Source organism: Pseudomonas sp. JE3303, assembly GCF_056312565.1.
In genome coordinates, this window is the sequence record NZ_JBWGIF010000001.1 from 422340 (window position 1) to 436419 (window position 14080).

A 14080-nucleotide genomic window follows, 5' to 3' on the forward strand; every position below is an offset into this window, starting at 1 on the left:
CATTATCCCGGTGGCGGGGGCGGGTAGCAAATACTGCTTAAATATAAAAGCGCTCGCCAACGCCTGGCCCGAGGGTTGCGCTGTTGTCGCGATCGGAGTAATCCGATGAGCGGCGGCAATGCGAGTGGGCGCATGGTGTGCTTTCCTGCTGGATCAACACTGGCCATTGGTCTCTGGCCACCACATACTCCTGCATCCCTGACACACACGGAGGTCTTTCCATGCGGCGCGTTGTGTTCAATCAGAAAGGTGGCGTGGGCAAGTCGAGCATCGCCTGCAATCTTGCGGCGGTGAGTGCGAATGAAGGCTACCGGACCCTGCTGATCGACCTGGATGCCCAGGCCAACTCGACCCAATATCTGACCGGGCTCACCGGCGACGATATTCCCATGGGTATTGCCGACTTCTTCAAGCAGTCGCTGTCCAGCGGGCCTTTCTCCAGGAAGGCCAAGGTCGACATCTACGAGACCCCGTTCGACAACCTCCACGTGGTCACCGCCACCTCCGAACTGGCCGACCTGCAGCCCAAGCTCGAAGCCAAGCACAAGATCAACAAGCTGCGAAAGCTGCTCGATGAGCTGGACGAAGACTACGACCGGATCTACATCGACACCCCGCCCGCGCTGAATTTCTATGCGGTATCCGCATTGATCGCCGCGGACCGAGTGTTGATTCCCTTCGATTGCGACAGCTTTTCCCGCCAGGCGCTGTATGGCCTGCTCGCCGAGATCGACGAGCTCAAGGATGATCACAACGAAGCGCTTCAGGTCGAAGGGATCGTGGTCAACCAATTCCAGTCCCGCGCCAGCCTGCCCCAGCAGATGCTCGACGAACTGCTTGCGGAAGGTCTGCCGGTGCTGCCCGTCTACCTCGGCACTTCGGTGAAGATGCGCGAATCCCACCATGCCAGCAAACCGCTGATCCATCTGGAGCCGAGGCACAAGCTGACGCAGCAGTTTGTGGAGTTGCATGCCTTGCTGGAAGAGAAGGACTAGACAGGGCTAATGCATGAAAAACCACCTCAAGACGAACAACTGATCTCCAGATGCTTGCCCCACTCCGGCGGCCGTTGGGCATAGGCCGCCATTCCTGATTGCTCTTCGAACGGCCGGCGCAGCACTTCATGCAGCTGCCGGACTTCGCTGTAGTCGCCACGCTCTGCCGCCTCGATGGCGCGCTGGGCGAGATAGTTGCGCAGGATGTACAGCGGGTTGACGGCATGCATGCGCTCGCGGCGGCCGTCGGCGTTGCCGGGTTCGCGGGCGCAGCGGGCTTGGTAGTCCGCGCCCCAGCGGTCGAAACCGGCGAGATCGATGAAGTCGTCGCGCACTACGTTCAATGCGGCATCCACCGACTGCTCGCCCAGCTTGCGGAAGAACAGGGTGTAGTCCACGGAGCCTGGTTGCATCAGTTGGAGCAGGCGTTCGATCAGTTGCTTGTCGTCCGCCTCGGCCGTGGTGAAGCCCAGGCGACGGCGCATCAGGTCAAGGTACTGGGCCTCGTAGAGCGGCAGGAAGAGTCCCAGTGCTTCTTTCAACGCTTCGACTTCGATGAACGGTGTCAGCGCCTGCGCCAGTGCGCTGAGGTTCCAGTGGGCGATGGGCACCTGGTTGCTGTAGCTGTAGCGGCCGCTGTCGTCGGAATGGTTGCAGATGAAGTTGGCATCGAAGTCGTCAAGGAAGGCAAACGGGCCGAAGTCGAAGGTGATGCCCAGAATGGACATGTTGTCCGTGTTCATCACGCCGTGACAGAAACCGTAGGCCTGCCAGCGGGCGATCAGTTCGGCATTGCGCTCGACGATGGTGCGGAACATTGCCAGGTACGGCTGCTCGGCGTCGGCACATTCGGGGTAGTGCAGGGTAAGCACGTGGTCGATCAGCAGTTGCTGCTGCTCGGGCTGACGGGTGTAGTAGAAGTACTCGAAGTGACCAAAGCGGACATGACTCCGGGCCATGCGCAGCAGCATGGCGGCACTTTCACGCGTCTCGCGCCAGACCGGGGTGCTGGAGCCGATGACGCACAGGGCCCGGCTGCTGGGAATGCCCAGGGCATGCAAGGCTTCGGAGGCGAGGAACTCGCGGATCGAAGAGCGCAGCACGGCGCGGCCGTCGCCCATGCGCGAGTACGGGGTTTGCCCGGCACCCTTGAGGTGCAGGTCCCAGTGCTCGTCGGCATCGTTCAGCACTTCACCCAGCAGCAGGCCGCGGCCGTCGCCCAGGCGCGGGCTGTAGCCGCCGAACTGGTGTCCCGAGTACACCATCGCCCGAGGGTCGGCTTCCTGCCACAGCTTGTGGCCGCCAAAGATCTCGGCGAAGAGCGGGGTCTGCGCCTCGATGGATTCAAGGTCGATCAGCGCCATGGCCGACTCGCTGACCACCACCAGGCGCGGCTCGGCGATCGGCTCGGGCAGCACCTGGGTAGAGAAGGCATCGCCCAGAAGAGCGAAGCGGTTGTCGAAGATCAGTTCATCGAGGGCTTTCAAAGGCCGTCTCCTAAGTGCGAGATCCGCAGGCTGGGGCGCATGACTCGTTTGATCGCGGTCATGCCGGTCGAGTGCCATCTGTTTTCTCAAGCGGAATCAGCTGCTCCTTGTTGCCCAGCTTGTCCATCAGGAATACCTCGACCTGGCGCACGGAAATCTTGATGTCGCGCGCCTTGAACTCTTTGTTGATGTACCGGTTGATCTCGTCCAGCACCGGGTTGCGGTCGCCAAGGTCGCGTACGTGCATGCGCAGTTCATGGTCGAGGGAGCTCTCGCCAAAATTGAGGAAGTACACCAACGGCTCCGGATCCTTGAGCACCCGCGGGTTCTCATGGGCGGCCTTCAGCAGCAGCTCGCGCACCAGCTCGAGGTCCGAGCCATAGTCGATGCCCAGCTTGAGCGTGACTCGTGTGACCGTGTCGGTCAGCGACCAGTTGATCAGCTGGCCGGTAATGAACGTCTTGTTGGGGACAATGATGTCCTTGCGGTCGAAGTCGGTGATGGTGGTGGCGCGGATGCGGATCTTGCTCACCGTGCCCGACAGGTTGCCGATGGTGATGGTGTCGCCGATGCGCACTGGGCGCTCGAACAGAATCATGATGCCCGAGATGAAGTTGGCAAAGATTTCCTGCATACCGAAGCCCAGGCCCACCGAGAGTGCGGCGACCAGCCACTGCAGCTTGTCCCAGCTCACCCCGAGGGTGGACAGCGTGCTGACGAAGCCGATGCCCGCGATGGCGTACGACAGCAGTGTCGTGGTGGCGTAGGCACTGCCCTGGGCCAGGTTCAGCCTGGACAGCACCAGCACTTCGAGGAGCCCAGGCAGGTTGCCGGCCAGGGCGAAGGTAATGCCGATGATCACCAGGGCGCCGAGGAAGTCGCCAAGGCTGATCGGCACCATGCTCGCCGCCGCGCCTGTGCCGCTGGTGTACTCGTAGAGGATGATGTTGTTGAGATAGGCGAACACGCTGATCAGGTCGGACCAGACCCAGTACAGCCCGCCGATGAAACCGCCAAGCAGCGCCAGGCGGATCAGCCGCAGGGATTGCTGGTTGACCTGCTCGATGTCCAGCGTCGGTTCTTCACTGAGTACCTCGCCATCGAGGCCTTCCTTGGTCGCCTGGCGCTTGCTCAGCGCCCGCTGGTAGGCCAGGCGCCGCGCCGCAACGGCCAGGCCGCGGACGAACGCGGCTTCGGTGACCAGCCAGAAAAGCAGCAGGTAAAGGGTATAGATCAGGCGGTCGGTGAGCTTGAGCGCGGTGTAGTAGTAGCCGAAGCATACCGCCACGAACAAGGCGATGGGCAAGGCAGTGAACGCCACCCCGACCGCCCTGCGGAACAGCGAGGTATCGCTGTGCGCCGGGCTGCTGAGCAGCAGGCGGCTGAGCAGCCAGGCCATCAGCGCGTAGCACGTCAGCACCACCCCGATGCCTAGCACATCTTCGGCCAGCGCCGAGGGCTGATGCTCGGCCACGGCCACCACGCCCACCAGCGCCAGCACCACGGTACCCAGGCGGCGCACCCAGCCACGCAGGAACTCCACCTGCGGCTTGTGCCAGCGGAAATGCAGCTCCGCCACCCCGCCTGGGGCGAGGATGCGGTAAGCGGTGTAGAACACCAGCCAGGCCTGGGAGATCTGCCACAGCGCGGCGCTGAGATTGGCGTTCTGCCCACGCGCATCGCTTTGCAGGATATAGCTGCACAACGCCAGGGCCAGGCTCAGGGGCATGGCCAGCAGAATGTTGATCAGGATCGCCTGGGGCGTGTGCCACTGGCTGTCACGCTTGAAGTGGCCGATATCCTGGTGAACCTTGCTCAACCGCTCGTACAGGTAGCTGCGCCGCCACAGCAGTGCGCCGATCAGCAGCAGCAGGGGCAGGAACAGCAGCGGACGCTGGCCCAGGCCCTGGGCCAGCTCCTTGATACCCGAAACCCACGGCAGGCTCGCCACCTGGGTCGCCAGACGCTGCGGCACGGTGCTCAGCCATTCCCAGTCCAGCGGCTTGTTGCTGGGGATCCAGAACATCTGCTCGTCCAAAGTGGTACGCAGGTTCTGGGCGGTGCTGAGCAGTTGCTTCTGGTTCAGTTGCAGGGTGATGGATTCGTTGAGCAGCCCGCTGAGCTCTCGGTTCAGGCGTTCCAGCAGGTCGCTGCGGGTAATGGCGACTTCGAGCAAGGCCTTGCGCAGCTGCGGGGTGACGTTTTCCTCTGGCTGGCTGGCCAGAAGCTTGTCGACGTAGCTGCTGGGGCTGGTGATCTGCTCGCGCTGCTGGTTGACCTCGAACTGGTACAGGCGGATGTCCGCGATCTGGTCGGCGAGGTCGCGGTCGAGCTTCAGGTGCGGCAGGCTCTGCTTTTGCTTGTAGAGGATCTTGGACAGCAGCAGGCTGCCCTTGAGCACGTTGATCTGCTCGTCCAGGGCGCTGTCGGCCTGGGTCAGACTGTCGAGTTGCTGCTTGGTGCGCAGGTTCTGCTGGGTCAGTTCGTTGAGCCGGTCGGTGCTCCTGAGCAGGTAGTCCGAAAGCTTGAGGTTGGCCGAGCTTTCATTGGCCAGCAGCGTGCTGCCGCCAGCCTTCTGCGCTTCGATGGACTGCTCGGTGACGGTCTGCTGGGAATGGGCCAGGCGCTTGCTGTTGATCAGCGTCTGCAGGTCCTGGATCTCTTGCTCGAGGCGGGTCGCGCGCTCGATCAGCAGGTCGTGCTGGGCATTGCCCATGTCCTGCAGCAGGGTATTGCCGGCCAGTTCCTGGCGACGCAGCAAGGTCTGGGCGCTCAGCGCGGCCTGCTCGGCATTGAGCTGGTTGCGCAGGTCGGCGGTCAGTGCCTTGCCGTTGTCCTTGCCAAGCTTCAGGGTGTTGTTGATCTGCTGGATGCGCGTCTGGTTATTGCTGATCTCGGCCTGGGACCGCTCGGGGCGGGTCTGGGCGTTGATGATCAGGCTGTTGGCCTCCGACAGCGCCTTTTGCAACTCGCCCTGCTGGGCGCTGCGCTCGCTGAGCATCTGCTCGAGCTGCGGAATGTTGGTGGTGGCGTAGCGCTGGGCCACCAAGACGCTCTTGCTGTCCTTGAGCTTGGTCAGCTCGCGCTGGCTCTCGGTGATCAGCCTCGGGGCATCGCTGAGCTGCTGCTTGAGCGTGGCGAGCTTGCGCTCGCTGTCTTCCTTGCCGGCAAGCAGCGCCAGGGTCTGTTCAAGGACCTGCTGCAGGGCCTTCTGTTCGGCTTCGGGAAGCTTGCGCTCGGCTATTTTGTCGAGGCTTTGCTGGATGCTGGCGCTGGTGGGCGGTTCGGCCGACCAACTGGCGAAAGAGACGGACATGCACAGCCCGAGCAGGGCTGCACAGAGATACACACGCAGGGACATAGGCGAAAAGTTCTTGGACGCTGGGGCGAAAAAACGGAGTTTAAAGGAACAGCCCCGGGCCGGGTCGAGTACCTTCGGGGAATTTGACGCCGACTTTGAGGATCTTGTTCCCGTCCATGACGGCCACGGTCCACAAGGTGTTGTTCCACTCGATCTGGTCGCCAACGATCGGCGCGCCGCCGACCTTCTGCCGAATGAACTGCGCCAGCGGCATTTGCGCATCCTGGCCATCGAGCTTCAGACCGTACAATGCGGCTACGGCGCCCAGTTCAGCGTCACCTTCGAGCACAAAGTCACCAAAGAAGCGCAGGTCCAGACCGCGCTGTGGAGGTTGGCTGAACAGCTTGCCAAGCGCAGAAAGGTCATGTTCATGACCGATCACGCAGAGCAGATCACCGACCTCCAGTACGGTACTTCCCGACGGGTGGAGCAATTGCTGGCCCCGGAACAGTGCCGCGATGCGGGTGCCCTCGGGCATTTTCAGCTCGCGCAGGGCGGCGCCGATGCACCACTTCTCAGCGCCCAGGCGATAGACGAACAGCTCCCACTCACTGGTGACATGCACCTCCAGGGCTGAGCGGGAAATCGGCGCGGGGTCTGGCGGTACCGTAACCTTGAGCAGCTTGGCCATCCACGGCAGGCTGGTGCCTTGAACCAGCAACGACACCAGCACGATGAAGAACGCCAGGTTGAAGAAAAGCTGGGCATCGGGCAGGCCGGCCATCAGTGGGAATACGGCCAGAATGATCGGTACCGCGCCGCGCAGGCCGACCCATGAGATAAAGCCTTTTTCGCGGCCGTGGAACGCCTTGAACGGCAACAGGCTGACCGCCACCGAGAGCGGGCGAGCGATCAGGATCATCCACAGCGCCAGGCCCAGGGCGGGCACGGCGATCGGCAGCAGGTCATGCGGCGTGACCAGCAGGCCCAGCACCAGGAACATGCCGATCTGCGCCAGCCAGGCCATGCCGTCGAGCATGTGCAGGATGCCATGGCGGCTGCGAATCGGCCGGTTGCCCAGCACCAGGCCGCACAGGTAGACAGCGAGGAAGCCGCTGCCGTGCAAGGCGTTGGTCAGGGAGAACACCACAAGGCCTCCCGCGACCACCAGGATCGGATAGAGCCCGCCCGCCAGGTTGATGCGATTGACCAGCTGCAGCATCACCCAGCCGCCGCCCAGGCCCACCACGCCACCGATGCCGAACTCGCGCAACAGGTGTGTCAGCAGGCTCCAGTGCAGGCCGGTCTGGCCGCTGGCGATCATGTCGATCAGCGTCACGGTGAGGAACACCGCCATCGGATCGTTGCTCCCCGACTCGATTTCAAGCGTGGCGGTGACCCGCTCGTTCAGGCCTTTGCCGCCAAGCAGCGAGAACACCGCCGCAGCGTCGGTCGAGCCGACGATGGCGCCGATCAGCAGGCCCTGGATCATGCTCAGGTCGAACAGCCAGGCAGCGACCATGCCCGTCAGCCCGGTGGTGATCAATACTCCCACCGTGGCAAGCGACAGCGCCGGCCACAACGCCACGCGAAAGCTCGCCACCCGCGTGCGCAGGCCACCGTCGAGCAGGATCACGGCCAGGGCGAGGTTGCCTACCAGATAGGCGGTCGGGTAATTGTTGAAGATGATGCCGCCGCCATCGACACCGGCGACCATGCCCACGGCCAGGATGATCACCAGGATCGGTATGCCCAGGCGGGATGACAGCGAGCTGACCAGGATACTTGCACCCACTAGCAATGCACCGATCAAGAACAGACTGTTGATGGTGCTCGCATCCAAGGGCAGTACTCCGGAACAACGGGGAGGAAGAGGACCTGGACTAGCAGGTCGCGTGCCAACTGATTCTAACCTGATGAATTGGCAGGCTGTAAAGCGTTTCTGCAGATGTAGAAAAGGCACCCGCGCGGGTGCCTTCGAGACCAGGGAGTACAGATCAGCCCTGCTTTACCTCCCGCATCGGCTTGCCCTTCACCGGCGCGCCGTTGGCCACGTAGTACTTCGCAGTGCTACGTGCCAGCGGCTGGCGGCCGCGGATCCTGTCGGAGATTTTCTCGGCGATCATGATCGTGGTGGCATTGAGGTTGCCGGTGATGATGATCGGCATGATCGACGCATCGACCACGCGCAGGCCTTGCATGCCATGCACGCGGCCTTCGCCATCGACTACAGCCATGTCATCGTCGCCCATCTTGCACGAGCAGGACGGGTGGAATGCGGTTTCGGCGTGCTCGCGGATGAAGGTGTCCAGCTCTTCGTCGCTCTGCACGTGCTCGCCCGGGCTGATCTCGCGGCCACGGTACTGATCCAGCGCCGGCTGGGCCATGATCTCGCGGGTCAGGCGGATGCCGTCGCGGAATTCTTGCCAGTCCTGCTCGGTGGCCATGTAGTTGAACAGGATGCTCGGGTGCTGGCGCGGATCCTTGGACTTGGCCTGGATGCGGCCACGGCTCGGCGAGCGCATGGAGCCCATGTGCGCCTGGAAACCGTGCTCCTTCACACCGTTGCTGCCGTTGTAGTTGATGGCTACCGGCAGGAAGTGGTACTGGATGTTCGGCCATTCGAACTCAGGACGGGTACGGATGAAGCCGCCCGCCTCGAACTGGTTGCTGGCGCCGATGCCGGTGCCTTTGAACATCCATTCGGCGCCAATGGCCGGCTGGTTCCACCACAGCAGCGATGGATACAGGGACACGGGCTGGGTGCACGAGTACTGCAGGTACAGCTCCAGGTGGTCCTGCAGGTTCTCGCCAACGCCTGGCAGGTCGTGGACCACCGGAATATCCAGGCTTTCGAGCAGCTCACGGGCGCCGACGCCGGAACGCTGCAGCAGCTGCGGCGAGGCGATGGCGCCACTGCAGACGATGACTTCCTTGCGTGCACGGGCTTCGACGCGCTCTTCGCTGTCGCCTACCAGGTAGGTCACGCCGACGGCGCGCTTGCCTTCGAACAGCACGCGGTCGCTCAGGGCGTGGGTGACGATGGTCAGGGTCGAGCGCTTCTTGGCCTGGTCCAGGTAGCCGCGGGCGGTGCTGGCGCGGCGGCCCTTGGGCGTCACGGTGCGGTCCATCGGGCCGAAGCCTTCCTGCTGGTAGCCGTTGAGGTCTTCGGTGCGCGGGTAGCCCGCTTGAACCCCGGCCTCGACCATGGCGTGGAACAGCGGATTGTTACCGGCCTTGGGCGTGGTCACGCTGACCGGACCTTCGCCACCGTGCCAGTCGTTGGCGCCGATGTCGCGGGTTTCTGCCTTGCGGAAGTACGGCAGGCAGTCGAGGTAGCTCCAGTCTTCGAGGCCTGGCAGTTTTGCCCAGCCGTCGAAGTCCATGGCGTTGCCGCGGATGTAGCACATGCCGTTGATCAACGAAGAGCCACCCAGGCCCTTTCCGCGGCCACATTCCATCCGGCGGCCGTCCATGTGCGGCTCCGGGTCGGTCTCGTAGGCCCAGTTGTAGCGGCGGCCCTGCAGCGGGAAGGCGAGGGCGGCTGGCATCTGGGTGCGGAAGTCGGCGCGGTAGTCCGGGCCGCCAGCTTCGAGCAGCAGGACAGTGACACCGGCGTCTTCGGTCAGGCGAGTGGCAATCGTGTTACCGGCCGAGCCGGCGCCGACGATGATGTAATCGAATTCATGAGCCATGACGAGTTTCTCCTGGCGGTGGTCGGGGAGCGGGAACGCCCGTGCGCAAGGGCACGGGCGTGACTACAGCCGGTGCTTAGAAGACCGACGCGTAGCCACCCAGCTCGACCTGGACCGATTTGATGCGAGTGTACTGCGCCAGCGAGCTGATACCGTTTTCGCGGCCGACGCCCGACTGCTTGTAGCCACCGACCGGCATTTCGGCCGGCGACTCGCCCCAGGCGTTGATCCAGCAGATACCCGCTTCGAGCTGATGGATGATGCGGTGGGCGCGGCTGATGTCGTTGGTGCACACGCCTGCGGCCAGGCCGTATTCGGTGTCATTGGCGCGGCGGATGACTTCTTCCTCGGTCTCGTAGGACAGAATGCTCATCACTGGGCCAAAGATCTCTTCCTGAACGATGGTCATGTCGTCGCGGCAGTCGGTGAACACGGTCGGCGCCACGAACGCGCCCTTGGCGAAGTCGCCTTCGGTCAGGCGCTCGCCGCCGCACAGCACGCGGGCGCCTTGCTCTTTGCCCTTGGCGATGTAGCCCAGCACGCTTTCCATGTGGGCGAAGCTGACCAGCGGGCCGAAGTTGGTGTTCTCGTCTTCCGGGTTGCCAGCGCGGATACGTGCCACGCGCTCAACGATCTTGGCCTCGAAGGCGGCTTTCATGGAAGCCGGGACGAACACGCGGGTGCCGTTGGTGCAGACCTGACCGGAGCTGTAGAAGTTGGCCATCATGGCGATGTCGGCGGCGCGGTCGAGGTCGGCGTCGTCGCAGATGATCAGCGGCGACTTGCCGCCCAGTTCCATGGTGACTTCCTTGAGCGAGGAGCTCGAGGCGCTGGCCATGACTTTCTTGCCGGTGGTGGTGCCGCCGGTGAACGAGACTTTCTCGATGCGCGGGTGCTCGGTCAGCCAGGTGCCGACTTCACGGCCGCTGCCGGTCAGCACGTTGAATACACCATCAGGCAGGCCGGCCTGGGTGTAGATCTCGGCCAGCTTGAGGGTGGTCAGCGACGTGACCTCGCTTGGCTTGAAGATCATCGCGTTGCCGGCGGCCAGGGCCGGGGCGGATTTCCACAGGGCGATCTGGATCGGGTAGTTCCAGGCGCCGATACCGACAGTCACGCCCAGAGGCTCGCGGCGGGTATAGACGAACGAGCTGTCACGCAGCGGGATCTGCTCGCCTTCGATGGCCGGCACCAGGCCTGCGTAGTATTCGAGCACGTCGGCACCCGTGACGATGTCGACATAGCGGGTTTCGGAGTACGACTTGCCGGTGTCCAGGGTTTCCAGCATCGCCAGCTCGTCGTTGCGCTCGCGCAGGATGTCGACGGCGCGGCGCAGGATGCGCGAACGCTGCATGGCGGTCATGGCGGCCCAGACTTTCTGGCCGCGCTCGGCGCTTTCGACGGCGCGTTCGACGTCGGCCTGGGTGGCACGCTGCACCTGTGCGAGGACTTCGCCAGTGGCCGGGTTGATGGCCTCGAAGGTGGCATCGGTGCCAGCGTCGACGTAACCGCCATCAATGTAGAGTTTTTGCGTTTCAAAACGGGCCATAGTGTCCTCGCAAGTGCAGTGTGTTTTGGCTATCCGCGCCGTGCTGCTGCCTGTTGGGCCAAGGCCGCACGCGGTGGTTCAGAGGCGTCCAGACCGGTGTCCGAACGCTGCTTCGCCAGTTGTAGTTCCATGTATTCGTAGGCGATCCGTATCGCCTGTTCGGTGTCGAACGCGTCTCCCGACAGCGCTCCGCGCAACCACAGGCCGTCGATCAGGGCGGCCAGCCCGCGTGCTGCCGTGCGTGCCTCGCTGATCGGCAAGACCCGGCGAAACTGCCAGCACAGGTTGGAAAACAAGCGGTGATCGTTGATCCGCTGCAACCTGTGCAGTGACGGCTGGTGCATGCTGGAAGCCCAGAAGGCCAACCAGGTTTTCATTGCCGGGCCGTTCACCTGGCTTGCATCGAAGTTGCCCTCGATGATCACGCCGAGGTGGGCACGCGGGCTGTCGTCGGTCAGTGCCTGGCGTCGTGCCGCCACACCTTTGTTGAGCATGCTCATGATGTGGCGCATGGTCGCTGCGATCAGGCCGTTCTTGTCCCGAAAGTAGTGACTGATGATGCCATTCGACACGCCGGCCAAACGGGCTATCAGCGCAATGCTGGCATCACCCAGCCCGACCTGGTCGACAGCCAGCAGGGTGGCTTCGATCAACTGCTGGCGGCGTATGGGTTGCATACCGACCTTGGGCATTTCTTGCATCTCCTCAGGCCTTCGGGCAGTCGACGTGCGGCTGACTCGGCGAAGACCAGTCTATTTTGTTTTGATTGAACGTTCAATCAACAAAGAATATGCTCTGCGACAATTTGCACCATTGACATCGCCCGAGGCGGTATCGACAGGGCCGAATTGTCACTCCGGAAAATCGTGAAAATTCCTGCGTCTCGCAACGTTTCGATTCGGGATCACGATTTTCGAGGTGTCTTTATAACACCTGGCGCAGTAGGGCTATTGCTCCGATTGCACAGGACAGAGATCGATTGGCCTCCACTTTCCGCACTGCCCGGAGCATTTGCGCAATGAGTTCTGCTTCCCTGACCAAGACCCCCACAGAGCGGGTCCGGGTCAACAACACGGTGTTCTACACTTCCGCGTTGCTGATCCTGTTGTTGACTGCCTTGCTGATCGCTGTACCCGAAACCGCGGGCCAGGTGCTGGGTGTCGCCCAGGCCTGGCTGACGCGATCCTTCGGCTGGTACTACATGCTGGTGATCTGCGGATATCTGGTATTCGTCATCGCATTGGCCTTCTCGGACTTCGGCAAGCTCAAGCTTGGCGGAAAGGAAGACCAGCCCGATTTCAGCTACGGTGCCTGGGCCGGCATGCTGTTCTCTTCGGGCATCGGCATTTCCTTGCTCTACTTCGGTGCGTCCGAGCCACTGGACCATTACTTCAACCCCCCGGAGGGCGGCTCCGCCAGCCTTGAGGCCGCGCGCCACGGCATGCAGCTGACCTTCCTGCACTGGGGCCTGCACGGCTGGGCCATCTATGCCCTGGTCGGCTTGTCGGTGGCCTACTTCGCCTACCGCCACAACCAGCCGCTGGCATTGCGGTCGGCGCTGTATCCACTGATGGGGGAGCGCTGGGTGAAAGGTGGCGCAGGGCATGCCGTCGACATCTTCGGCATGTTCGTGACCCTGCTGGGCCTGGTGACCAACCTTGGCATCGGCTCGATGCAGGTGTCCTCGGGCCTTGAGTACCTGTTCGGCATGGACCACAGCAAGACCAACCTGCTGATGGTGATCCTGGTGATGAGCACCGTGGCCACCATCGCGGCGGTGTCGGGGGTGGAAAACGGCATTCGGCGCCTGTCCAACCTGAACATCCTGCTGTTCAGCGGCCTGCTGCTGTTCGTGCTGATGTTTGGCCAGACCCTGGACCTGCTCAACGGCTTCGTGCAGAACGTCGGCGACTACCTGAACGGCTTCGTGCTGAAGACATTCGACCTGTATGTATATGAAGCCGATGGCGCCAAGTCCGAGCGATGGCTGGGTCTGTGGACCGTCTTCTACTGGGCCTGGTGGATTTCCTGGGGCCCGTTCGTGGGCATGTTCATTGCCCGGATCTCCAAGGGCCGCACCGTACGCGAGCTGGTGGCCGGCGTATTGCTGATCCCCCTGGGCTTCACCCTGGCCTGGCTGTCGATCTTCGGCAACACCGCGTTGGACCTGGTGATCAACCAGGGTGCGGTGGAGCTGGGCAGGACCGCGCTGGAACAACCCTCCATGTCGATCTACCAGCTGCTCGAATATTTCCCGGCGGCGAAGATCGTCGTGGGTGTGGCGGTGTTTGTCGGTTTCGTCCTGTTCCTGACCCCTGCCGACTCTGGCGCGGTGATGATGGCCAACCTGTCGTGCAAGGGCGGCCACGTCGACGAAGACGCGCCGCACTGGCTGCGCATCTTCTGGTCTGTGGTCATCACTCTGGTGACCATCGGGCTGCTGTTCGCCGGTAATTTCGAAGCCATGCAGACCATGGTGGTGCTGGCTGGCCTGCCATTCTCGGTGGTGCTCGTACTGTTCATGTTCGGCTTGTACAAGGCCATGAAGCAAGACAGCCAGGTCGAGCAGGAGCGTGCCGAGCTGGCCGCCCGTGGCCGCCGGGGCTTCAGCGAGCGACTGACGCAGATGGACCTGCAGCCCACCCAGGCGGTGGTCCAGCGCTACATGGACAAGCATGTCAGCCCGGCCCTCCGGGAAGCCGCGGCGCAACTGCAGACTCAGGGCTTCGTGGTCGAAAGCCAGCTTGGCCAGTCGCGTTCCTCCATGGGCCTGCGGGTGATGATGGAAGAGGGCAACCCCTTCGTCTATGAAGTGAGCCTGGACGGCTATATGGCCCCGCCGAGCGAAGCCCCGGGAGACGGCGAGTCCGAAGTGCGCCAGCGCTTCTACCGCGCCGAGGTGTACCTGCACGACGGCAGTCAGGAGTACGACCTGATGGGCTTTGCGCCTGAGCAGATCGTGCGGGATGTGATGGATCAGTTCGAGAGCCATCGCCAGTTGCTGGGACGGGTGTATAGCTGACAGCAGTCAGGTGTACGAATGAGGTCCTGCG

Annotated in this window: 8 protein-coding genes; 2 read left to right on the plus strand and 6 right to left on the minus strand. The window is 62.9% G+C overall.

The genetic code is table 11. The annotated features are described in order from the left end of the window. Positions 1 to 221: 221 nt before the first annotated feature. A complete protein-coding gene (locus AC0ZZU_RS02085) occupies positions 222 to 995 on the plus strand; it encodes a ParA family protein (protein ID WP_476338649.1) in 774 nt (257 codons plus the stop codon). Between the two features lie 26 nt (positions 996 to 1021). Here the strand turns inward: AC0ZZU_RS02085 and selO are convergent, their stop codons facing one another. The 6 genes from selO to betI form a co-directional block, all read right to left on the minus strand. Next, a complete protein-coding gene (selO, locus tag AC0ZZU_RS02090) occupies positions 1022 to 2482 on the minus strand; it encodes a protein adenylyltransferase SelO (protein WP_476338650.1) in 1461 nt (486 codons plus the stop codon). Positions 2483 to 2540: 58 nt separating this feature from the next. Further along, positions 2541 to 5843: a mechanosensitive channel MscK gene (mscK, locus tag AC0ZZU_RS02095; protein WP_476338651.1), complete on the minus strand. Its 3303-nt coding sequence runs from the start codon at positions 5841 to 5843 to the stop codon at positions 2541 to 2543. A gap of 40 nt (positions 5844 to 5883) precedes the next feature. Beyond that, complete coding sequence (locus AC0ZZU_RS02100) at positions 5884 to 7626, minus strand: potassium/proton antiporter (RefSeq protein ID WP_476338652.1); 1743 nt, start codon at positions 7624 to 7626, stop codon at positions 5884 to 5886. Positions 7627 to 7780: 154 nt separating this feature from the next. Beyond that, on the minus strand, positions 7781 to 9478 hold the full coding sequence (gene betA, locus AC0ZZU_RS02105; RefSeq protein WP_476338654.1) for a choline dehydrogenase: 1698 nt from the start codon (positions 9476 to 9478) through the stop codon (positions 7781 to 7783). Positions 9479 to 9554: 76 nt separating this feature from the next. After that, a complete protein-coding gene (gene betB / locus AC0ZZU_RS02110) occupies positions 9555 to 11027 on the minus strand; it encodes a betaine-aldehyde dehydrogenase (protein ID WP_476338655.1) in 1473 nt (490 codons plus the stop codon). 29 nt (positions 11028 to 11056) lie between these two features. Continuing rightward, on the minus strand, positions 11057 to 11719 hold the full coding sequence (gene betI / locus AC0ZZU_RS02115) for a transcriptional regulator BetI (RefSeq protein ID WP_476338656.1): 663 nt from the start codon (positions 11717 to 11719) through the stop codon (positions 11057 to 11059). A 326-nt stretch (positions 11720 to 12045) separates the two neighbouring features. Here betI and betT point away from each other — a divergent pair, with 326 nt between their 5' ends. After that, positions 12046 to 14049 carry a choline BCCT transporter BetT gene (gene betT, locus AC0ZZU_RS02120; RefSeq protein WP_476338658.1) on the plus strand — a complete coding sequence of 668 codons (2004 nt, stop codon included), beginning with the start codon at positions 12046 to 12048 and terminating at the stop codon, positions 14047 to 14049. Positions 14050 to 14080: the final 31 nt, after the last annotated feature.